Here is a 20,266-nt window from a genome sequence, read left to right as displayed (position 1 = left end):
CCCGCTCGGCACGAGGCCCCGCCCAGGGCGCCCCGCTCGGCACGAGGCTGACTGTCAGGACGCCCTGCCCGTCAGGGCGCCCTGAGCCACCGGGCCCCCGAGCCCACCGGACACCGCGCGGCCCCTACGCCACCGGCACCGGGAGGATCCGGCGCAGCGGGTCCTCGGGCAGCCGGCCGTGGGCCTTCCACTCCCGGGGGTAGCCGACCGAGACCTCCTGGAACTTCACCCCGTCCTCCACCGTGGTCCGGGGGATGTGCAGATGCCCGTAGACGACCGTCTCGGCGCGGAACCGCACATGCCAGTCGGCGGTCAGCTCGGTGCCGCACCACAGCGCGAAGTCGGGGTAGCGCAGCACCCGGGTGGGCAGCCGGGTCATCGGCCAGTGGTTGATGAGCACGGTCCGCAGCTCCGGGTCGACGGCCGCCAGCCGCGCCTCGGTCTCGGCGACCCGGGCCCGGCACCACGCGTCGCGGGTGGGGTAGGGGTCGGGGTGCAGGAAGTGCTCGTCGGTGCAGACCACTCCCGCTTCGTGGGCGTGGGCCAGCGCGGCCTCCTTGGTGGTCAGGCCGTCGAGACGGAAGGTGTAGTCGTAGAGCAGGAACAGCGGGGCGATGACCAGCGGCCCGCCGATGCCCTCCCAGAGCGGGTAGGGGTCCTCGGGCGTGACGATGCCCTTCGCCCGGCACATCTCCACCAGCGCCTCATAGCGCGCCACCCCCCGGACTTCCAATGGGTCCTTGGGATGGGTCCACAGCTCGTGGTTCCCGGGTGACCAGATGACTTTGGCGAAGCGCTCGCTCAGCAGGCCGAGGACCTCCTCGATCTCGGAGAAGACCTCGCCGACGTCCCCCGCGACGATCAGCCAGTCGTCGTCGGAGCCCGGCCGCAGCCGCTCCACGATCGCCCGGTTCTCCTGATAGGCCACATGAAGGTCGCTGATGGCGAGGAGCTCGCCCCCGTGGGTGCCGCCCATTGTCTCTCCTGTCGTACGGTGGCGGTCATGACGCGGTGGCGGTGCGCGAGCACCGCCGGACGGGCCGGGTGATCACCGGACCGTCCCTGGCGCTAGCCTCGCAGATGTGGTGGACAAACTCCCTCCGTCTTTTGAACGGGGAACCGACGGACCGAAGGTCATCGTGGCCGGACTGGACGGTTCCGAATCCTCCTGGCGCGCCACGGCCTACGCCGCCGGGCTGGCCAGACGCCAGAAGGCGCTGCTGGTCGTGGTCTACATCCAGCCGGTGCTGGCCGCGGGCGCGGCGCTCGGTGCGTCGGTGGCCGACACCACGGGTGAGGTCGCCGAGGAGCTGATGCGGGAGATGCGGGAGGCCACCGAGCGGCTGCGCGGGGTCTTCGAGGTGCGCTGGGAGTTCCACACCTTCCGGGGCGATCCGTACAACGGCCTGGCCCAGGCGGCCGATGAGCTGAAGGCCGACGCCGTGGTGGTGGGCGCGTCCGAGCAGGCCGGGCACCGCTTCATCGGCTCGGTGGCCGTACGGCTGGTCAAGGCCGGTCGCTGGCCGGTCACCGTGGTGCCGTAGCCGGTCACCGTGGCGCCGTAGGGGCCGCCCGTCCGGCTCGCGGAGCCCGACGCGGTGAGGCACCGTGGGAGAAGCGAACGGACCACCCCACGGACCGGGGAGACTGCCATGGCCCACACCTACCGGGTGACCGAGATCGTCGGCTCGTCCAGCGAGAGCGTCGACGACGCGATCCGCTCCGCCATCGGCCGTGCCTCGAAGACGCTGCGAAACCTCGACTGGTTCGAGGTCGGCCAGGTCCGCGGGCATATCGAGAACGGCCGGATCGCGCACTACCAGGTGGGGCTGAAGGTCGGATTCCGGCTCGAGGACCCGGGCGCCGGGTCCGGGGGCCGGGCCGGCTGAACCCGGCTCAGCCACGGGGCACGACGGTGGACAGCACGGACGGCAGCGGGTACCAGTCGGCGGTCGCGAAGCTGGCGTGCCGGCCGGCGAGTTGGGACACCCGGTCCCGGGCCTGGGCCTCGGTGGGGTTGGTGCCGTCGATCGGGGGCGCCACATTGTGCGCGTCCGTCATGATCAGCAGGTAGTGGCGGTCGTCGTACCAGGCGGTGTCGATACCGCTGGTGACATACGTGGACGCGTCACCGTCGAAGAGCACGAACCACGGCCGGAGCGCGGCGTCGGCGTAGCGGGTGCGCGGGTCGCCGGAGGCGGCGCCGTGGACGGCGGGGAAGGCGGCGGCCTGACCGAGCTTCCCGGCGGCGGACAGGTCCCGCAGATGGATGGCGTACTCGCGGTCGGTCCACAGCGTGTCGAGGGGGTTGTTCTCCTCGACCGTGCCCGGTATCAGCTCGACGATGAACTTGCCCGCGAGCGCCGAGCGGGACGGCCAGCCGCCCGCCTGAACCGCCTCGTCGAGGGTGGCACGGCCGCCCACCACATCCGCCGGGCGCAGCACCGCGTCGCCCAGGGTGGCGCCGAGGAGGGCGTCGAGGTCGGCCGGGCCGCGGCCCTTCTTGCCGTTGAAGCCGTCCTTCATCTCCACCTTGACGAGGATGGGACGGTGCCCCGGATGCGCCTGGTGCCAGGCCCGCATGTCGGCGAGGCAGCCGGCCAGGCTCTGGTCGCGGGGCTTGGTGCGCAGCTCGCCCGGGTTCGCGGCGTTCTCGCAGTTGTTGTCGTTGCCGAGCGGGTTGGAGTGCGAGACCCGCCAGCCGGAGCCGAAGGCGTTGGTCCACACATCGAGCTCCAGGAGCGAGGCTCCGGAGTCCAGCGCGTCGGCGAAGTAGGGGTACTTGGCCTTCTCGTAGGCGTTGTGCACCCCCACCGAGGTGGTCGCGGAGTAGGCCGGATCGTCCGCGGTGGCGGGCCGGGCCTCCGCCGGTGCCGTCAGACACAGTGCGGCGGCCGCCGCGGCGACCGCCATCGTTCCCGTGCGCCGGGCATGACCGCGCGCCGGATTCCCCACCCTGCCCATGTGCCCCCACCCTCGTCGATGTCTCGACCAACTGGGCAGAAGCGTACGGGAGTCGCGTCATGGGTTACGAGCGGCCGTGGGTCACAGCGGTACGGGCCCGGCGGCGTACTGCCGCTGAGCCCGTCTCATGTGCCGCGTCTCACACGGCTGGGGTTCGCTCCGGAGGCCGGATCCGCTCCGGGCCGGGGCCGGATCCGCTCAGGGCCGCTCCCCCACACCGGTCGTCGCGGCCTCGCGCGGCCGTCCACCGGGCAGCTTGGGGGCCAGCGGCGCGGTCTGGTCCATCCCGGTGCCGCGCCGCAGCCCGGTGAGGAACTCCTGGAGCGTCTCGACGGCGGTGTGCCGGGGCCGCCAGCCCAGTTCCTCCTGGGCACGGGTGGTGTCCATCAGCGGGAGCCGCAGGGCGGCGTCGAACAGCTGGGGCGAGGGCGGCAGCAGATGCAGATGCCACGCCGTGGCCATCGCCGAGCGGGCGGCGAAGCGCGGGATCCGTATCGTCCGCGCGTCCAGCAGCCCGGCCAGCGTCCCACCGTCCACCGGCGGTTCGGCCGCGAGGTTGAAGGCGCCGCGCACCTGGCGGCCGAGCGCGAGCCGGTACGCCTCGGCGGCGTCGTCGGTGTGCAGGACCTGGAGCCGCAGTCCGGGCAGGTCGAAGACGGCGGGCAGGAAGGTGGCGCGGACCAGCCGCCGGGGCAGGAACGGGCCCATGAACAGCCGGCGCTGCTCGGCCGCCGCCTCCTCCTTGAACAGGAAGCCCGGCCGCATCCGCACCACCCGGACCTGCGGATGCTCCCGTTCGAAGGCGTCCAGCATCCGCTCCACATACGCCTTCTCGCGGCAGTACGCGGCCTCCGGCCAGCCGTCGGTGGGCCAGGACTCGTCCACCGGGCGGCCGTCCTCGGGGCCGGGCGAGTAGGCGCCCACCGAGGAGGCGTACACCAGCACCGGCACCTCGGCCCGTGCCACCGCCTCGAAGACCCGCTTGCTGCCGAGGACATTGGTGTCCCAGGTGACGGCGGGCCGGTGGCTGGGCTGGATCAGCCAGGCGAGGTGGATGACCGCGTCGGCGCCCTCGAAGTGCCGTACGAGATCGGCCTCCTCACGGGCGTCCCGCCCGATGTCCGCGCGTACCCAGGTGGTCTTGGGCGGCGACCAGCTGGGCACCCTGCGAGCGACGCCCACGATCGACTCGATGTCCGGGGCCTCGCCGAGCGTGCGGACGACGCTCGTACCAGCGTTGCCGGTGGCTCCGACCACCACCACGCGCATTCCGTGCTTGACACCCATGTGTCCGCTCCTTCCGGCAGCGTCGTGTCGTCCTCAGCCGTCCCTTCCCCCTTGGATCAAGCCCTGGTTTCAGTCCTGGTTTCAGTCCTGGTTTCAGTCCTGGTTTCAGTCCTGGTTTCAGCCTGGCCTCAGCCCTTGCCGACCAGCTGCCGCGCGGCCGTGACGATCGCGTCCGCGTCGATTCCCGCGTCGCCCAGTTGCTCGGCGGGGGTCGAGGAGGCCGGCATCATGCGCACCGCGAGCCGGATCATCCGGGGCACCGGACGGCCGTCGCCGAACGCCTCGAGCACCGCGTCGCCCAGTCCGCCCTCGGGGTGGTGGTCCTCCACCGTGACCAGCCGGCCCGTCGCCTCGGCGGCGGCGCGCAGCGTCTCGGCGTCGACCGGCTTGAGGGAGTACAGGTCGATGACGCGGGCCGGGATGCCCTCCTGGGCGAGCCGGTCGGCGGCCTCGACGGCCTCGTGCAGGGTGACGCCCGCGCCGACCAGGGTGACCCGGTCGTCGTCGCTGGAGCGCACCACCTTGGAGCCGCCGATGGGGAAGCTCTCGGTGGGCGGGTAGATGACCGGCGTTCCGCTGCGGGTGGTGCGCAGATAGCGGACCCCGGACTCCTCGGCCATGGCCGCGGTCAGCTGGGCGGTCTGGTTGGCGTCGCACGGGTAGAGCACCGTGCTGCCGTGCACCGCCCGCATGGCGGCCAGGTCCTCCAGGCCCATCTGCGAGGGCCCGTCCTCGCCGATGGCCACCCCGGCGTGGGAGCCGATGAGGTTGAGGTCAGCGTCGCTGATGGAGGCCATCCGGATGAAGTCGTAGGCCCGGCTGAAGAAGGCCGCGAAGGTGGCGACGTACGGGTTCCAGCCGCGGGTCTGCATGCCGACGGCGGCGGCCACCAGTTGCTGCTCGGCGATGAAGAACTCGAAGTACCGCTCGGGGTGCTCCTTGTGGAAGTACTCCAGGCGGGTGGAGTCGCCCACCTCGCCGTCGAGCGCCACCACATCGCCGCGGGCGGTGCCGACGGCGGCCACCGCCTCGCCGAACGCGTCACGGCAGGGCACCGAGTCGCCCGTGTTGTAGCGCGGCAGCGCCAGCGGGCCCTCGGACGCGGGCCGGGTGGGGGTCACCGAGGGCGGGCCGAGCACCGGTACGGCCATGTTGCGTACGCCACCGAGCTCGGCGATGGCCTCGTCCGCGTTCTTCAGCGGCTTGCCGTGCATGCCCTCGCGGTTCTCCACCGAGGCCACGCCACGGCCCTTCATGGTGCGGGCGATGATGGCGGTGGGACGGCCCACGGTGGACAGCGCCTCGGCGTAGGCGCGGTCGATGGCCTCGATGTCATGGCCGTCGATCTCGATGGTGTGCCAGTCGAAGGCGCGGATGCGCCGGGCGTAGGCGTCCAGGTCCCATTCGTGGCGGGTGGGCCCGCGCTGGCCGAGCCGGTTCACATCGATGATGGCGGTGAGGTTGTCCAGCCGCTCGTAGCCCGCGTGCTCGAACGCCTCCCACATCGAGCCCTCGGCCATCTCGCTGTCGCCGCACAGCACCCAGACGCGGTAGGGCACATGGTCCAGCCGCTTGCCGCTCATGGCCGTGCCCACGCCGTACGGCAGGCCCTGCCCGAGCGATCCGGTGGCCACGTCCACCCACGGCAGCCGGGGGGTGGGGTGGCCCTCCAGCCTGCTGCCGCGCTTGCGGAAGGTGATGAACTCCTCGTCGCGGAGGGCCCCGGCCGCCTTGTACACCGAGTAGAGCAGCGGGGAGGCATGGCCCTTGGAGAAGATCAGGTGGTCATTGCCCGGGTGGTCGGGCTGCTCGAAGTCATAGCGCAGATGGTTTCCCATCAGGACGGCCAGCAGGTCCGCCGCCGACATCGACGACGTGGGGTGGCCGGACCCGGCGGCCGCGGCGGCACGCACCGAGTCCACACGGAGCTGCTGCCCTAGCTCGCTGAGCTGTTCGTGTCGCATTGTTCTCCTTCCAGGTTTCACCGGCGTTCGGCCGCCGCGCGGGCGGTCTGCGCGACTTCGGGCGACTCGGTGTCCAGTGGCACCGCCCAGGGCGGGACCATCCCGAGCTGTACCCCCTGGCGTGGCAGCACCGCGTCGAGCAGCCAGTCGGCGGCGACCCGGACCCGGTTCCCCGGCATCGCCATCAGGTGGTAGCCGCGGGTGACCGCGTTGGCGATCGGCCCGGACAGTGGGATGTGCAGCGGGTCCGCGGCGGCCTGCACACCGCCGAGGTCGACGGTGAACCCGAGGTCGTGGTGTTTGTACGGCTTGGCGGTGCCGCGCCCGAGGGAGGCCAGCACATTGTGGCCCGCGACCTTGCCCTGCCGGTGGGCGTGTTGCGCGGTCATCGGGGTGAACTGGCCAGGACGGGTCAGATCGGGCACCGCGGCGGCGTCCCCGCAGGCCAGCACGTCGGGATAGCCGGGCACGGCCAGATACTGGTCGACCCTCAGCCGGCCGCGTTCGGTCGGCAGTCCGAGCTGCTCCACCAGCGGGTCGGGGCGCACCCCGACGCACCAGATCAGCGACCGGGTGTCGACGAACTCGCCGTCGTCCAGCAGCACGCCCTCCGAGGTGGCCTCCTTGACCGTGGTGCCGGTGCGGACCTCCACACCTCGTTTGCGCAGTACCCGGTCGGCCGTGCGGGACAGCTTCCTGTCCAGCTCGGGGAGGACCCGGGGGGCGATGTCGAGCAGCATCCAGCGGGGCCGCGGCGCCTCGCGCAGCGAGGTGTTCCTCCGCGCGAGCGAGTCGGTGAAGAGCACCCCGTGGGCGGCCACCTCGGTGCCGGTGTAGCCGGCGCCGACCACCACGAAGGTGCGGCGGGCCGCCCGCTCCCCGGGGTCGGCGGCGGTGCCGGACATCTCCATCTGGCGGGTGATGTGGTCGCGCAGGTAGAGCGCCTCGGGCATACCGCGGAAGCCGTGGGCGTGCTCGGCCACACCGGGGATCGGCAGCAGTTTGTTGACACTGCCCACGGAGAGGACGAGCCGGTCGTAGTCCATCTCGCCGGACCGTCCGTCCGGGTCCCGCCAGGAGATCTTTCGGGCATCCAGATCGACGCCGTGGACCTCGCCCAGCACCAGCCGGACATGCGGCAGGGTGCCGGTGAGGGAGACCGAGACACGCCGGGGTTCCAGGACCCCGGCCGCCACTTCGGGCAGCAGGGGCAGATACAGGAAGTAGTCGTTCGGATTGATCAGGACGATGTCCGCCGCGCCGCGCAGGGTGCGGGAGAGCGTACGGGCGGTCTGGTAACCGGCGAATCCGGCACCGACGATCACTATGCGTACTGGGCTCACACGAATCTCCCGGGCATACGGGGCCAGGGAGGTCCAAGTGCCCGTGAGAGTCCGGACCAAACGTGGGGCCAGGTCGGCCCCGCCCCGCGGACCGTGTTCCGGGGCGGTTCCCGGTTGCGGTTTCGGGGGCGGGGCCGGGGGACGTCAGGGGCGTGGGTACGCCGGGGACGCGGTGCGTACGCCGGGGACGCGGCGCGTACGCCGGGACGCGGCGCGTACGCCGGGAACGCGGCGCGTACGCCGGGGACGCGGTGCGTACGCCGGGGACGCGGCGTGTACGCCGGGGACGCGGTGCGTACGCCGGGGACGCGGCGTGTACGTCAGCGGCGCCGGGTGGCCGTCCGCGCGTCGATCCGCTCGTCCCAGTCGATGCGGTAGCCGGTCAGCCAGTCCGCGGAGCCGTTGCCCGCCCGGTCCAGCTTGCGCGGCATGGTGACATCGCGCAGGGCGCGTGCCACGGGCCCCGGCGCCGTGCGGCGGGCCATGCCCGCGCCGGCCGCGGCGACCTTCTCCACCCGCTCCCGGCGCAGCGCCTCGTACGCCGCGAAGGCCGACTGGGGCGTGCGCAGATCGCGCAGGCATTTGGCGAGTACGACGCCGTCCTCGATGGCCATCGAGGCGCCCTGTGCGGCGTTGGGCGCGCAGGCGTGCGCGGCGTCGCCGACGATGACCATGGCCTCCTCGGACCAGGTGGGGGTGGAGATGATGTCGTACGCGGCGGTGGCCACGATGGTGTCACCGGTGGCGCGCACCAGGTCGGCGGCGGGGGTGTTGTCCTCGGCGAAGAGCGTCAGCAGCCGCTCCCGCCACTGCTCGGAGGTGACGGCGGCGAGCTCGGCCTTGGACATCTCCTCGGCCGGGGCGTTGCAGAACCACCAGACCTCGCCGTCCGGGGCGGTGGTGCAGCCGAAGAACGCCTGCTTGCCGAAGATCATCGTGTAGGCGTCGGGGTCCGGGGGCGATTCGGCGTCGCGGGTGTAGCCGCAGACGGTGTGCTGTCCGGTGTAGCGGGGCCGGGGCGCGGCCGCGTCGATGAACCTGCGGACGAGCGAGTGGATGCCGTCGGCGCCGATCAGCATGTCGCCCACCGCGCGCCCGCCGTCGGCGAAGGAGCCGACGATCCGGCCGTCGGGGCTGGTGTGGGCGGCGAGCAGCCGCTTGCCGTGCTCGACCCGCACTCCGCGGCGCACCGCCTCCTCGCGCAGCACCCGGGCGAGGGTGGCGCGCTTGAGGGTCACGGAGCCGAGGCCACCGTCCTGCGATCTGGACATCGGACGGTTGCCGAGCCGCTTGCCGGTGTTGCTGATGAAGTCGACGCGGCCGGCCGGGAAGGAGTTCTTCAGCACGGGTTCATGGGCGTCGATGGTGCGCAGTGCCTCCAGGCCGTTGGCGGCGACGACGAGGAAGGCACCGGCGTCGATGGCGTCCGTGGGGTACGTCTCGTAGACGACCGCGTCGATGCCGGCTTTCCGCAGGGCCATCGCGGTCACCGTGCCGGCGATGCCGCCACCGATGATCAGGGCTGTGGTCATGGTGCTCCGTGACGTGGCGTGGGATGTCGTGTCGTGTCGTGGGATTGCGACAGCACCATATGGCGGCCCGGAGCTCCCCGGGTCAAGAGCGGGAAACTTCAACTAACGGGCACCGGACGGCATTTGGGGCGGAACCCGGCGGCCCGCTACTTGAGCAGCCGGGACAGCCGCCGGTCGGCGAGCGGCTTGCCACCGGTCTGGCAGGTGGGGCAGTACTGCAGCGAGGAGTCGCGGAAGGACACCTCGCGGACGGTGTCACCGCACACCGGGCACGGCTGCCCGGTGCGGCCGTGCACCCGCATACCGCCGCGCTTCTCCCCCTTGAGGTCGGTGGCGGCCAGGCCGCGGGAGCGCTCGACGGCGGACCGCAGCGTGGTGCCCATCGCCTCGTACACCCCGGCGATCTCCGCTTCGGTGAGGTCCGAGGCGAGCCGGTAGGGCGACATCTGGGCGGCGTGCAGGATCTCGTCGGAGTAGGCGTTGCCGATCCCGGCGATGACGCCCTGGTCGCGCAGCACGCCCTTGATCCGGTGGCGTACGCCGCGCAGCAGCCCGGCGAACGCCTCCAGGGTGAAGGAGTCGTCCAGTGGGTCCGGGCCCAGCCGGGCGATCCCGGGGACCTCCCGCGGGTCGCGGACCACGTACACCGCGAGCCCCTTGCGCGTCCCGGCCTCGGTGAGATCGAAGCCGGAGCGCTCAGGACCGGCCAGGAGCAGCCGCAGCGCGAGCGGGCCCTTACCGGGCCGGGGCGGAGCCTCGGGGAGCCCGTCCCGCCAGCGCAGCCAGCCCGCCTTGGCGAGGTGGACCACCAGATGGGGGCCGTCGGTGGCCAGGTCGAGGAACTTGCCGTGGCGGGCCGCCGCCGTGACGGTGCGGCCCTCGAGCGCGCTCAGCGGCGGGTCGTAGGTCTTCAGGACGCTCACCGCCACGGGGAGGACGCGGGCGATCTCCCGGCCGGCGGCGCGCTCGGCCAGGATCGCGGTGAGGGCCTCCACCTCGGGCAGCTCCGGCATGCCACCAGTGTGCCGCAGGCCGGAGCGGAACCACCGCGGCGGCCCGGGTGACCGATTCCCCCCGGTGCACCGCTCCGGGCTGCGGCCCCGCACCCTCTCCCTTAGTGTCTCATTTGTTCCCTATCGTCCTGCTTGCCCCCGTACGGAGCGTTCCCCATGGTCGACACCGGACAGCAGTCCGTACGCAGCGAGGTGGCACGGCACGAGGTGCCGGGCGGTACGGGAGGTGCGGCGTACGAGGGCTATGAGGCGTACGAGGGCGGCAGCCTCGAGGCCGAGCGGCTGCGCTTCCAGAAGGTGACATACGAGCTGATGCGGATGCAGCGGTACTCCGACGGCACCGACGGCTCGGGCGCCCCGCGGCCGCTGCGCGCGTTCCGCGGCAAGGCGGCGCTGGGCGTGGAGAACGCCCGGCTGCGATTCCGCGACGACCTTCCGCCGGAGCTGTGCGTGGGATACGCCCGGCCGGGCGCCGAGTACCCGGCCGTGGTGCGGCTGTCCAGCGCGAGCGGCTCCGAGGGGTACGGCGCCACGCCCGATCTGCGCCGGCTGGCGGTACGGGTCCAGGCCGGTCCGGAGGAGACCCACGATCTGCTGGCCACCAGCTTCCCGGTGTCCCACGCGGCCGACGCGCATGAGTTCGTCGCCTTCGCCAAGGCCACGGCGGGCGCGGGAAGCACCGTGGAGAAGGCGTTCGGGCTCTTCGTCCGGCTGCCGCTGGCCGTCGGCTGGGCCACCGCCGACCGGATGCGCCGCAACATGCGGATCGCCACCCGTCACACGGTGGGCTCGCTGGCCCGTGAGACCTTCTGGAGCCGGGGCGCGATCCTGTGGGGCCCCGCCGGTCCGGTCCGCTACCAGCTGCGTCCGGCGCCCGGCGGCACCCCCGCTCCCCCGCCCGACGGCGGCGACCCCCACTATCTCCACCGTGAGCTGGCGATGCGGCTGTCCACCGGCGACATCGCCTTCGAGCTGTGTGTGCAGCGCTATCTGGACGACCGCCGCACCCCGGTCGAGGACGGTTCGGTGGAGTGGCGGGAGAGCGACGCGCCGGTCGTCCCGGTCGCGGTGCTCACCGTGCCGTGCCAGGACCTGGACGGCGCCCGGGCCCGGTCGGCGGCCCGCCGGGTCGAGCAGCTCGCGTTCAACCCCTGGCACACCACCGAGGAGTTCCGTCCGCTCGGCAACCTCAACCGGGCCCGCAAGGCCGCGTACGAGGCCGCCGCGGCGCACCGGCTCGGCCTGCGCCTCCCCACCGTCGAGCGGCGGTCCCCCGCACTGCTGCCCGACCCGGTGCGCGCCGCCCTCGACCTGCCGGTACGCGCCGCCCTCGACCTGCCGGTGCGGGCGGCCTTCGGCCTGGTCGACCGGTGTGTGCCCTGGCATCGGCTGCCGGCGCCGCTGGGGCTGCTCAACCCGGCCGCGCTGGGCCGGACGCTGCGCCGGTTCGGCCTCGTCGAGGGGGACGACACGCCCGAGGCGCCGCCGCGCCCCGCCGCGCCCCGTCCATCGGTGGCGCGTACGGATACGGCCGGGGCCGTCGTCGGCTGAGATGGCGGCCCCGTTCAGTCCTGCCGGAAGCGGTTGATGGCCGGGAGATGGCGCTCGCGCAGCTCCGGGTCGCGTACCCCCAGCCCCTCCTCCGGGGCCAGGCACAGCACGCCGACCTTCCCGGAGTGGCGGTTGCGGTGGACGTCCTGGGTGGCCGTGCCGACCGCCTCGAGCGGATGGACCTTGGAGAGCGTGGGGTGCACCATGCCCTTCTCGATCAGCCGGTTGGCCGCCCACGCCTCCCGGTAGTTGGCGAAGTGGGTGCCGATGATGCGCTTGAGCGACATCCACAGATAGCGGTTGTCGTACTCGTGGCGGTAGCCGGACGTCGAGGCGCAGGTGACGATCGTTCCGCCGCGCCGCGCCACGAACACACTCGCGCCGAAGGTCTCCCGGCCGGGGTGCTCCACGACGATGTCCGGGTCGTCGCCGCCGGTCAGTTCGCGGATCCGGGCCCCGAAGCGCTTCCACTCCTTGGGGTCGGGCGTGGTCGCGTCCTTCCAGAAGCGATAGCCCTCCTCGGCCCGGTCGATGACCAGCTCGGCCCCCATGGAGCGGACGAGTTCGGCCTTGCGCCGCCCGGAGACCACGCACACCGGGATCGCCCCGCCGTTCACGGCCAGCTGGGTCGCGTACGAGCCGAGGCCACCGGCCGCGCCCCAGACGAGGGTCACATCGCCCTGTTTCATCTGGGCGCCGTTGCGGGAGACGAGCTGCCGGTACGCGGTGGAGTTGACCAGGCCGGAGGAGGCGGCCTCCTCCCAGGTGAGGTGGGCGGGCATCGGCATCAGCTGGTTGGCCTTGACCAGCGAGAGCTCGGCGAGCCCGCCGTAGTTGGTCTCGAAGCCCCAGATGCGCTGCTCGGGGTCGAGCATGGAGTCGTCATGGCCGTCCGGTGAGCGCAGCTCGATGGACAGGCAGTGGGCCACCACCCGGTCGCCCGGCTTCCAGTGGCGCACCCCGGGACCGGTGCGCAGCACCACACCGGCCAGGTCGGAGCCGAGCACGTGGTAGGGCTGGTCGTGGCGGGCCGCTCCGGGGTCGTCGGTGCGTGCGTAGCGCTCCAGGAAGCCGAAGGTCGGCAGCGGCTCGAAGATGGCGCTCCAGACGGTGTTGTAGTTGATCGCGCTGGCCATGACCGCGATCACCGCCTCGCCCGGACCGGGTTCGGGCGTGGGCACCTCACGGATGTGGAGCGACTTCTGAGGGTCCTTGTCCTTGGTGGCCATGCCCTCGAACATCTCGGCTTCCTCTTTGAGGATCACCGCGCCCCGATAGGACTCGGGAAGGTCCAAGGCGGCGAAGTCCGCGGCCACCGCATCCTCTGCCAGCGCGGCGCTGATGATGTCCTGCATGACATGTCCTCCGATGTACCGCTCCGGGCACTCTGTGTCCCGGAGGCTATGGCAGCGGCCACGATCCGAATAACCCCTAGCTCCGCCCAGGTCGCGCCCCCTAGGCGCCCCCCTATACGGCCAGGGAGTGCAGACAGGCGATGAGCGTGCGGGCCTCGACGTTGACGTAATGGCTGTGGCGGATCAGGTCGAGCAGCTGACGCACCGCCATCCAGCGGTAGTGCGGCTCCTCGGGGACGGCGCCCAGGTCCGTCTCCACGACCAGATAGCGGTTGAAGGCGTGGAAGAAGCGGCCGCCCTCCTCGGAGAGCACGGTGTCGAACCGCACCCGGTCGGCCGGTGCCTCCACCACCTCCCTGAGAAACGGCGGGGTGGCCGCCTCGGGCAGATGGGTGTAGTTGCGCGGGGTGCACTGCACGGTGGGGGCCAGCTCCACCACGTCCGTGTAGCCGGGTTCGGCGCGGGCCTGCACCAGCACATGCGGCACCTTGTCGGCGTAGGCCAGCAGGAAGGCCGCCACGCCCGGCCCGTGGGGCTCGATCATGGGCTGGGTCCAGCCGCCGACCTCACGGCCGCCCGCCGTCACGTCCACGGCCATCACGCTGAAGAAGCGCCCGCTCTCATGGGAGATGCGGTGGGCGCTGCGATGCCAGCCGGTGGTCTCCCGCAGCGGTATCCGCTCGGTGAACACCTCGCGCTCGGTGCGCAGTCCGGTGATCCAGCTGAGGATGTCGGCGTCGCGGTGGAGCGTGTGCCGCACCGGCCGTTCCGGCTCCGCGGTCCCGGGTGTTCCGGGGGCCGGGAAGGTCTCCTCGGGGTCCAGCGGGGAGTGCGGCAGACAGGCCAGGACGCTGCGCGCGTCCATGTTCACCAGGTCCTCCACGGCCAGCAGATGGTGCAGCTGGCCCAGCGTCAGCCAGCGGAAGCCGTCGCGCACCTCGATGTCCTCGTCCGGCGCCACCTCGACCAGCATGTTGCGGTTGCGCTTGCGGAAGAACCAGCTGCCCTGCTCCGACTGGCGGACGTCGGCGAGCACCCGGTGCCGCTCCATCCGCTGGAAGTACTCCAGGTACGGCACCGCCCGGCCCTTGTGCACCCGGGTGTAGTTGCTGCGGGTGGCCTGGACGGTGGGCGACAGCTGGAGTCCGCCGTGGTTGCCGGGCTCCATCTTGGCCTGCATCAGGAAGTGCGGTACGCCGTCGAAGTCCTTGACCAGGATGCCCAGGATGCCGATCTCCGGCTGGTGGAGGATCGGCTGGCGCCACTCCTCCACCGGCGCCCCGGGCATCCGCACCCGGATGCCCTCGACGGTGAAGAACCGGCCGGTCTCATGGACGAGGTTGTGGGTGTCCGGCGCGAAGTCCCAGCCGCGCATCGCCTCGAACGGGATGATCTCGATCCGGGACTCGTCGGCGTCGACGCGCTCGCGGAACCAGCGCTGGAAGTCGGCGAGCAGGGTCACCGAGCTGTCGACGGTGGCGGCGGAGCGGATCAGCCGCTCCTGGAGCGTGCTCACCACGCCCACGCCTCCGGTCCGGGGCCGCCGTTGCCGATCGGCGGGAACAGCCGGTCCAGTTCGGCCAGCACCTCGTCGGACAGCGCCAGCTCCATCGCCTTGAAGGCCCCCGTCAGCTGGTCCAGGCTGCGCGGCCCGATGACCGGCGCGGTGACGCCGGGGCGTCCCATCACCCAGGCAAGACCCACCTCGGCCGGGTCGGCGCCGAGGCCGTCGCACAGCTTCTCGTACGCGCCGACGGCGTCCCGGTGGACCTCCAGCGCCTGGGCGGCCCGGCCCTGGGCGGTCTTCATCGCGGTGCCCTCGGCCAGCTTGCGCAGCGCCCCGCTGAGCAGCCCGCCGTGCAGCGGCGACCAGGCGAGCACCCCGACCCCGTACCGCTGGGCGGCGGGGATCAGCTCCAGTTCGATATGGCGGGTGACGAGGTTGTACACGCTCTGCTCGGAGACGATGCCGAGGAAGTGGCGGCGGGCCGCGGCCTCCTGGGCCTCGGCGATGTGCCAGCCGGCGAAGTTGGACGAGCCGACGTAGCGCACCTTGCCCTGCCGGGTCAGCGTCTCCATCGCCTGCCACACCTCCTCCCAGGGGGCGTGGCGGTCGATGTGGTGCATCTGGAACAGGTCGATCCAGTCGGTGCCCATCCGGCGCAGCGAGTCCTCGCAGGAGGCGATGATGTGCCGGGCGGACAGCCCCGAGTCATTGGGCCAGTCGGTCATCGGGTTGAAGACCTTGGTGCCCAGCACGACCTTCTCGCGCCGGCCGCCGCCTTTCGCGAACCAGCCGCCGAGGAACTCCTCGGTGTAGCCCTTGTGCTTCTGCCAGCCGTACTGGTTGGCGGTGTCGATGAAGTTGACCCCGCGGTCCAGGGCGGTGTCCAGGATCGCGTGGCTCTCCTCGTCGCTCGCCCTGACCCCGAGGTTCAAGGTGCCCAGGCACAGCCGGCTCACCTTGAGGGCGGTGCGGCCGAGATAGGTGTACTGCATCAGTGTCCTTCGGTACGGGCCGCCGCGGCAGCCGGTCGGCTCGGGGTGGCGGAGGCGGAGGCGGAGGCGGAGGCGGCCCAGAGGTCGTGGAGGGATTCCTTGAGGGCCACCTTCGGGGACCAGCCCATGAGCCGCCGGGCGAGGCGGATGTCGGCCTGGGTCCAGCTCCCGCCCTTGCTGTGCACGGCGCCGCTCTCCTCGCGCACCAGACGGTCGGGGACCTGCGAGGCGGAGATCAGCAGCCCGGCCAGTTCGCGCATGCTGAAGGCGTCGCCCTGCCCGATGTTGAGCACCCGGCCGGTCACCGGGCTGCTCGCGGCCAGCGCCACGGCCTCGGCGACATCGCGGACGTCGATGAAGTCGCGCCGGTCGTCGACGAGGGTGACGGCGAGCGGAGTGTCCTCGGTGGTGCGGCGCAGCCGGTGGGCGAGCCCGCCGAGGAAGCTGCCCCGGGGGGTGCCGGGTCCGCAGACGTTGGTGACGCGCAGGACGCAGCCGTCGATGCGGCCGGCGTCCGCGGCGCCCAGCACGATCCGGCTGCCGACGAGCTTGGTGCGGGCGTAGGGGGTGCGGGGGGCGGTGGGGTGGTCCTCGGCGATGGCGGTCCCGTCGGGGACGGGCCCGTACTCGTGCACCGAGCCCAGATGGACCAGCCGCGGCCGCCTGGGGAGGGTCGCCACGGCGTCCACCAGCCGGTCCACGAGCGGGATGTGCGAGGCCGTCATGCTCGCCTCGTCGCCCTCCCAGCTGTCGCCCGCGGCGTTGACGACGAGATCGGCGGACTGTGCGGCCCGGACGATGTCCTCGCTCGGCGCGGATACCGCGTCAAGTGCCAGAAAAACGACTCCGGGAATGGGTTCGGCGGGTTTTCTCGCGATTGCCAGGACTTCATATCCGCGCTTGGTGAGAGCTCTGCAGATATGTCGCCCGATGAATCCGGTGCCGCCGATGACAACGGCCTGCCGATCTCGGATGTGGCCCATATCGCCACCGTATTGGCGCCGCTTCGAGCGGAACAACCCCTACCCTCCGCCACCCCTATCGGCCACCCCTATCACGGCCCCGACCTGCGGTGTCATTCGAATAGGTGTCGTTTATGGGCCTCGCTGACCGCTGCCGCGCGATCCTTCACCCCGAGTTTCTCGTAGACATGCAGAAGATGCGTCTTGACGGTCGCCTGACTGATGAACAATGCCGCCGCGGCCTGTCGATTCGTGGCCCCGTCCGCGATAAGCCGGAGCACTTGGAGTTCACGGTCGCTCAGTGGGCCCTGGGTGGGTTTGCGTACCTGGCCGAGCACGCGTCCGGTGACCGCGGGCGAAAGGACGGACTGGCCCGAGGAGGCGGACCGCACGGCGCGGGTCAGCTCCTCGCGCGGGGTGTCCTTGAGGAGGTAGCCGGTCGCCCCGGCGGCCAGCGCGCCCATGACGTCGCTGTCGGTGTCGTAGGTGGTCAGCACCAGGATCCGGGCCTCCGGGTCGCCGCGCAGCAGCCGTTTGATGGCCTCCACGCCGCCCAGCCGGGGCATGCGCAGATCCATCAGGACCACATCGGCCGGCTGCCGCTCGTACAGTTCGACGGCCTCGGCACCGTCACCGGCCTCACCGATCACCGTGAAGTCGGGGTCCCGCTCCAGCACCCCGCGCAGCCCGTCGCGGACCACCGGGTGGTCGTCGACGATCAGGATACGGATGGGGCTGCGACCGGGGGTGTCGCCGCCATGGGTGTTTCCGCTCATGCACCGGCTTCCTGGGGGATCACGGGGACCGCCGCGCTGATGGCGGTGCCCTCGCCACGCGCGCTTTCGATGTCCAACGTACCGGCGACCCGGCCCAGTCGGCGCCGCATCGCCACCAGCCCCAGGCCGTGGCCGCCGGAGGTGCCGGCCTCGGCCGCCGCGGCCACGGGGTCGAATCCGACGCCGTCGTCGAGTACGTCGAGGACCACCACGTCCTCCATGTACGACAGGGTGATGCCCACCTTCGACGACCGGGCGTGCTTGGCGATGTTGGCGAGGGCCTCCTGCGCCACCCGGTAGAGCGTGGCCTCCAGTTCGGCGTGGAGCGGGATGGGGGTCCCGGTCGTCGCGAACGCCACCTTCGGCTCCGGCTCCCGTGACCACCCCTCGACCAGCGACTCCAGGGCGTCCGGCAGGGTCCGGGACTCCAGTTGCTCGGGGCGGAGCGCCTGCACCGAGCGACGCGCCTCGGCGAGGCTGTCCCGGGCCAGGTCCTTGGCCGCCACGAGATGGCGGCGCCACACCTCGCGGTCGCCTTCGGCGTGTTCGGCGGCCTCCAGCTGCCGGATGATGCCGGCCAGCCCCTGGGCGAGGGTGTCATGGATCTCCCCCGCCATCCGCTGGCGCTCGTCGAGCACTCCGGCCTCGCGCGCCTGGGTGATCAGCTGGGCGTGGAGTCCGGCGTTCTCGGTGAGCGCGGAGCGGAGTTCGGCCACGGTCCGTTTGCGCCGCTGATGCTGTTCGTTGAGCCTGCTCGACAGCAGGTTGATCCAGCCGATCACCACGGTCTGGAAGGCGATGGCGGCGAGATAGCCGACCACCGCGCCGGTCGTGGGCCTCGGGAAGCCGTCCGGCACGGTGTTGACGACGAACGAGGTGGCCGCCACGGACCCCACCGCCCAGACGGTCGGCAGCAGCACCAGCGCCTGGAGGAACCCGGTGGCGGCGAACAGCATGAACACCTGGTCCCGCGCCATCAGCGCGGCGGAGAGGGCGAGCAGCCCGGCGAAGTAGACGGCCGTGCGCACCGTGCCGTACGGCTGTCTGCTGCGGCGGCCCGTGGGCAGGGTGTAGGTGCCCAGGATCCAGCCGGCGGCCACGGCCGCGAGGCCCAGCGTGGTGAGCAGCCGCCGGGCCGGTGGCAGGCCGTGGACCAGACTCAGGGCCGTGGACAGAAACAGCAGAAGGTAGGGCAGCCCTCCGAACAGGATGTCGGAGTGCCGCTCCCACCGTCCGCCGTCGTCCTTGGACGCGCTCACCTCACTCCCAGCGGAACAGCTTGGCCGCGGCCGCGGTGGCGGCCACCGCGATCACTCCGAGGACGGTCAGGTGCAGCGTCTGCGGCCACTGGTTCTCCCAGGAGTCGCGCAGCGCCTGGAGCGCGGCGCCCAGCGGGGTGTAGTCGCCGATGGTGGACACCGTCTCCGGCAGGTCCTCCTTGGGGAGGAACGCACCGCCGAAGAAGAGGCTGGGGAAGAGCAGGGACAGGCCCATCGCGGTGGCCGACTTGCTGCTCGGCGCCACGGCCGCGATCACCAGGCCGATGGAGAACAGCGCCCAGGTGCCCAGGACGAAGCTCACCAGGAAGGCGGGGATGTCACCGGGCAGTTTGGTGTCGAAGGCGGTCTTGCCGACGATGAGCACCAGCACCGCGGAGACCGCCGCGGTGACCAGGTTGATGAAGAGCTGGGCGAGCAGCAGGTTCCCCGGGTGGATGGGGCTCGCGGCCATGCGCCGCAGGATGCCCTTCTCCCGGTAGGTCGCGAGGGTCGTGGGCAGCAGGTTGAGGGCCAGCATCGTCAGACACAGCGACATGGCCATCGCGGGGACGAACGCGGCCATCGACGCCTTGGTGGCGGCGTCGTCGTCGGACTTGGTGGTGACGAAGTGGAAGATGGCGAGCAGCATGATCGGCAGCGCGATGACGAAGAACACCGCGGTGGGGTCGCGCAGGAACAGCTTGCTCTCGACGTAGGTGAGCTTGGTGCGCCCGGACATGGCAGAAGTCTCCTCGGCGGCTTTAGTTGGCGGGCTTGGAGCCGGTCAGGGCGACGAAGGCGTCATCGAGACTCGCCTGCTCCAGGCGGAGTTCGTTCGCCACGATCTGATTGCGGGCCAGGACGGAGATCACGGCGTAGACGACATTGCCCTTGCCGACCACTGTCACCTGGGACTTGGACCGGGTCACACTGCTCACCTCGGGCAGCGAGGTGAGCAGTTCGTCGTCCATCGGGACGGACGGCTTGAAGCGGATGATCTGCTGCTCGTCGACCCGGGACACCAGTCCGGAGGGGGTGTCGAGGGCGACGACCCGGCCGGATTCGATGATGGCGATCCGGTCGCAGAGCCGCTCGGCCTCCTCCATGAAGTGGGTGACCAGCAGCACGGTCACATCCTGCTCCCGGACCTTCTCGATCAGCTTCCAGGTCTCGCGCCGGGCGTGCGGGTCGAGCGCGGTGGTCAGCTCGTCGAAGACGGCGATCCTGGGCTTGCCGACGAGGGCGAGCGCGATGGACAGCCGCTGCTGCTGGCCGCCGGACAGCGATCCGTAGGCGGTGTCGGCCTTGCTGGACAGGCCCCATTCCTCGATGAGCTCGCGCCAGTCGACGGGGTCGCGGTAGAAGGTGCTGTACAGCTCGAGCGCCTCCCACACCTTCATCTTGGGCGGCAGTTCGCTCTGCTGGAGCTGGATGCCGATGGACTCGCGCAGCTCGGCGAGGTCCTTGTCCTTCAGCGGGTCGAGACCCATCACGGAGATCTCGCCGCCGTCGCGCTTGCGCATGCCCTCGATGCACTCCACGGCGGTGGTCTTGCCCGCCCCGTTGGGGCCGAGGATGCCGAAGATCTCGCCCTCCTCAACGGAGAAGGACACGTCCTGTACCGCCACGTGATTGCGGTATTCCTTGCGCAGGTTACTGACCTCGATCAGCGGCATCGGCCCGGGTCCTCCTCGCTCGGTTCCTTCACTCTTCCACCGTAGGAGGCGGATATCCCCGGGGGATCGGCCCATCGGCTGCCCA

18 protein-coding genes are annotated in these 20,266 nt (G+C 71.6%); 3 read left to right on the top strand and 15 right to left on the bottom strand.

All coding sequences use genetic code 11. From position 1 onward, the window contains the following. Positions 1–124: 124 nt before the first annotated feature. The gene (locus tag NP777_RS09935) at positions 125–976 is read right to left on the bottom strand and encodes a metallophosphoesterase family protein (RefSeq protein ID WP_256649726.1); all 852 of its coding nucleotides are present in this window, start codon (positions 974–976) and stop codon (positions 125–127) included. A 106-nt stretch (positions 977–1,082) separates the two neighbouring features. On the opposite strand from NP777_RS09935, the gene NP777_RS09930 reads away from it, so the two are divergent. Both NP777_RS09930 and NP777_RS09925 read left to right on the top strand, forming a co-directional pair. Further along, on the top strand, positions 1,083–1,544 hold the full coding sequence (locus NP777_RS09930; RefSeq protein WP_137981408.1) for a universal stress protein: 462 nt from the start codon (positions 1,083–1,085) through the stop codon (positions 1,542–1,544). A 108-nt stretch (positions 1,545–1,652) separates the two neighbouring features. Further along, the gene (locus NP777_RS09925; RefSeq protein WP_256649725.1) at positions 1,653–1,889 is read left to right on the top strand and encodes a dodecin; all 237 of its coding nucleotides are present in this window, start codon (positions 1,653–1,655) and stop codon (positions 1,887–1,889) included. A 7-nt stretch (positions 1,890–1,896) separates the two neighbouring features. Here NP777_RS09925 and NP777_RS09920 read toward each other — a convergent pair whose 3' ends face one another. From NP777_RS09920 to NP777_RS09895, 6 genes are all read right to left on the bottom strand, one after another. Then, positions 1,897–2,964 (bottom strand): phosphatidylinositol-specific phospholipase C domain-containing protein, encoded by a 1,068-nt coding sequence (locus tag NP777_RS09920; protein WP_256649724.1) that lies wholly within the window; start codon positions 2,962–2,964, stop codon positions 1,897–1,899. A 198-nt stretch (positions 2,965–3,162) separates the two neighbouring features. Further along, positions 3,163–4,251 (bottom strand): NAD-dependent epimerase/dehydratase family protein, encoded by a 1,089-nt coding sequence (locus tag NP777_RS09915; protein ID WP_256649723.1) that lies wholly within the window; start codon positions 4,249–4,251, stop codon positions 3,163–3,165. Positions 4,252–4,379: 128 nt separating this feature from the next. After that, positions 4,380–6,215, bottom strand: coding sequence for a transketolase (locus NP777_RS09910; RefSeq protein ID WP_256649722.1), 1,836 nt, complete (start codon positions 6,213–6,215; stop codon positions 4,380–4,382). Between the two features lie 17 nt (positions 6,216–6,232). Further along, positions 6,233–7,558 (bottom strand): NAD(P)/FAD-dependent oxidoreductase, encoded by a 1,326-nt coding sequence (locus NP777_RS09905; RefSeq protein WP_256649721.1) that lies wholly within the window; start codon positions 7,556–7,558, stop codon positions 6,233–6,235. 320 nt (positions 7,559–7,878) lie between these two features. Next, complete coding sequence (locus NP777_RS09900) at positions 7,879–9,090, bottom strand: FAD-dependent monooxygenase (RefSeq protein ID WP_256649720.1); 1,212 nt, start codon at positions 9,088–9,090, stop codon at positions 7,879–7,881. Positions 9,091–9,236: 146 nt separating this feature from the next. Then, positions 9,237–10,103, bottom strand: coding sequence for an Fpg/Nei family DNA glycosylase (locus tag NP777_RS09895; protein ID WP_256649719.1), 867 nt, complete (start codon positions 10,101–10,103; stop codon positions 9,237–9,239). Between the two features lie 156 nt (positions 10,104–10,259). Here NP777_RS09895 and NP777_RS09890 point away from each other — a divergent pair, with 156 nt between their 5' ends. Continuing rightward, complete coding sequence (locus NP777_RS09890) at positions 10,260–11,654, top strand: hypothetical protein (RefSeq protein WP_308405072.1); 1,395 nt, start codon at positions 10,260–10,262, stop codon at positions 11,652–11,654. Between the two features lie 14 nt (positions 11,655–11,668). On the opposite strand, the gene ccrA is transcribed toward NP777_RS09890, so the two are convergent. From ccrA to NP777_RS09850, 8 genes are all read right to left on the bottom strand, one after another. Further along, on the bottom strand, positions 11,669–13,009 hold the full coding sequence (gene ccrA / locus NP777_RS09885) for a crotonyl-CoA carboxylase/reductase (protein ID WP_256649718.1): 1,341 nt from the start codon (positions 13,007–13,009) through the stop codon (positions 11,669–11,671). Between the two features lie 112 nt (positions 13,010–13,121). Further along, positions 13,122–14,528, bottom strand: a complete 1,407-nt coding sequence (locus tag NP777_RS09880) for an NDP-hexose 2,3-dehydratase family protein (protein WP_256649716.1) — start codon at positions 14,526–14,528, stop codon at positions 13,122–13,124. Further along, entirely contained in the window at positions 14,522–15,508 is a 987-nt protein-coding gene (locus NP777_RS09875; protein WP_256649715.1) for an aldo/keto reductase, read from the bottom strand. Before NP777_RS09875 ends, NP777_RS09880 begins: the two co-directional genes overlap by 7 nt. Then, the gene (locus tag NP777_RS09870) at positions 15,508–16,491 is read right to left on the bottom strand and encodes an NAD-dependent epimerase/dehydratase family protein (protein ID WP_256649714.1); all 984 of its coding nucleotides are present in this window, start codon (positions 16,489–16,491) and stop codon (positions 15,508–15,510) included. The genes NP777_RS09875 and NP777_RS09870 overlap by 1 nt, the downstream gene beginning before the upstream one ends. A 92-nt stretch (positions 16,492–16,583) precedes the next feature. Continuing rightward, a complete protein-coding gene (locus NP777_RS09865; protein WP_256649713.1) occupies positions 16,584–17,246 on the bottom strand; it encodes a response regulator in 663 nt (220 codons plus the stop codon). Beyond that, complete coding sequence (locus NP777_RS48065) at positions 17,243–18,505, bottom strand: sensor histidine kinase (RefSeq protein WP_256649712.1); 1,263 nt, start codon at positions 18,503–18,505, stop codon at positions 17,243–17,245. Before NP777_RS48065 ends, NP777_RS09865 begins: the two co-directional genes overlap by 4 nt. 1 nt (position 18,506) lies before the next feature. Then, the gene (locus NP777_RS09855; protein WP_256649711.1) at positions 18,507–19,244 is read right to left on the bottom strand and encodes an ABC transporter permease; all 738 of its coding nucleotides are present in this window, start codon (positions 19,242–19,244) and stop codon (positions 18,507–18,509) included. A 22-nt stretch (positions 19,245–19,266) separates the two neighbouring features. After that, entirely contained in the window at positions 19,267–20,181 is a 915-nt protein-coding gene (locus tag NP777_RS09850; protein WP_256649710.1) for an ABC transporter ATP-binding protein, read from the bottom strand. Positions 20,182–20,266 lie beyond the last annotated feature (85 nt).

Source organism: Streptomyces rugosispiralis (genome assembly GCF_024505145.1).
Classification (GTDB): Bacteria; Actinomycetota; Actinomycetes; order Streptomycetales; family Streptomycetaceae; genus Streptomyces; species Streptomyces rugosispiralis.
The sequence above is the reverse complement of the archived record's forward strand: the minus strand, read 5'-3'. Positions and strand labels throughout refer to the sequence as shown.

What these genes read in the sequence shown, in the direction of transcription:
- NP777_RS09935 (WP_256649726.1), bottom strand. Translation starts at nt 976, where the DNA reads ATGGGCGGCACCCACGGGGGCGAGCTCCTCGCCATCAGCGACCTTCAT.
- NP777_RS09925 (WP_256649725.1), top strand. Translation starts at nt 1,653, where the DNA reads ATGGCCCACACCTACCGGGTGACCGAGATCGTCGGCTCGTCCAGCGAG.
- NP777_RS09920 (WP_256649724.1), bottom strand. Translation starts at nt 2,964, where the DNA reads ATGGGCAGGGTGGGGAATCCGGCGCGCGGTCATGCCCGGCGCACGGGA.
- NP777_RS09915 (WP_256649723.1), bottom strand. Translation starts at nt 4,251, where the DNA reads ATGGGTGTCAAGCACGGAATGCGCGTGGTGGTGGTCGGAGCCACCGGC.
- NP777_RS09910 (WP_256649722.1), bottom strand. Translation starts at nt 6,215, where the DNA reads ATGCGACACGAACAGCTCAGCGAGCTAGGGCAGCAGCTCCGTGTGGAC.
- NP777_RS09900 (WP_256649720.1), bottom strand. Translation starts at nt 9,090, where the DNA reads ATGACCACAGCCCTGATCATCGGTGGCGGCATCGCCGGCACGGTGACC.
- NP777_RS09895 (WP_256649719.1), bottom strand. Translation starts at nt 10,103, where the DNA reads ATGCCGGAGCTGCCCGAGGTGGAGGCCCTCACCGCGATCCTGGCCGAG.
- NP777_RS09890 (WP_308405072.1), top strand. Translation starts at nt 10,260, where the DNA reads ATGGTCGACACCGGACAGCAGTCCGTACGCAGCGAGGTGGCACGGCAC.
- ccrA (WP_256649718.1), bottom strand. Translation starts at nt 13,009, where the DNA reads ATGCAGGACATCATCAGCGCCGCGCTGGCAGAGGATGCGGTGGCCGCG.
- NP777_RS09875 (WP_256649715.1), bottom strand. Translation starts at nt 15,508, where the DNA reads ATGCAGTACACCTATCTCGGCCGCACCGCCCTCAAGGTGAGCCGGCTG.
- NP777_RS09870 (WP_256649714.1), bottom strand. Translation starts at nt 16,491, where the DNA reads ATGGGCCACATCCGAGATCGGCAGGCCGTTGTCATCGGCGGCACCGGA.
- NP777_RS09865 (WP_256649713.1), bottom strand. Translation starts at nt 17,246, where the DNA reads ATGAGCGGAAACACCCATGGCGGCGACACCCCCGGTCGCAGCCCCATC.
- NP777_RS09855 (WP_256649711.1), bottom strand. Translation starts at nt 19,244, where the DNA reads ATGTCCGGGCGCACCAAGCTCACCTACGTCGAGAGCAAGCTGTTCCTG.
- NP777_RS09850 (WP_256649710.1), bottom strand. Translation starts at nt 20,181, where the DNA reads ATGCCGCTGATCGAGGTCAGTAACCTGCGCAAGGAATACCGCAATCAC.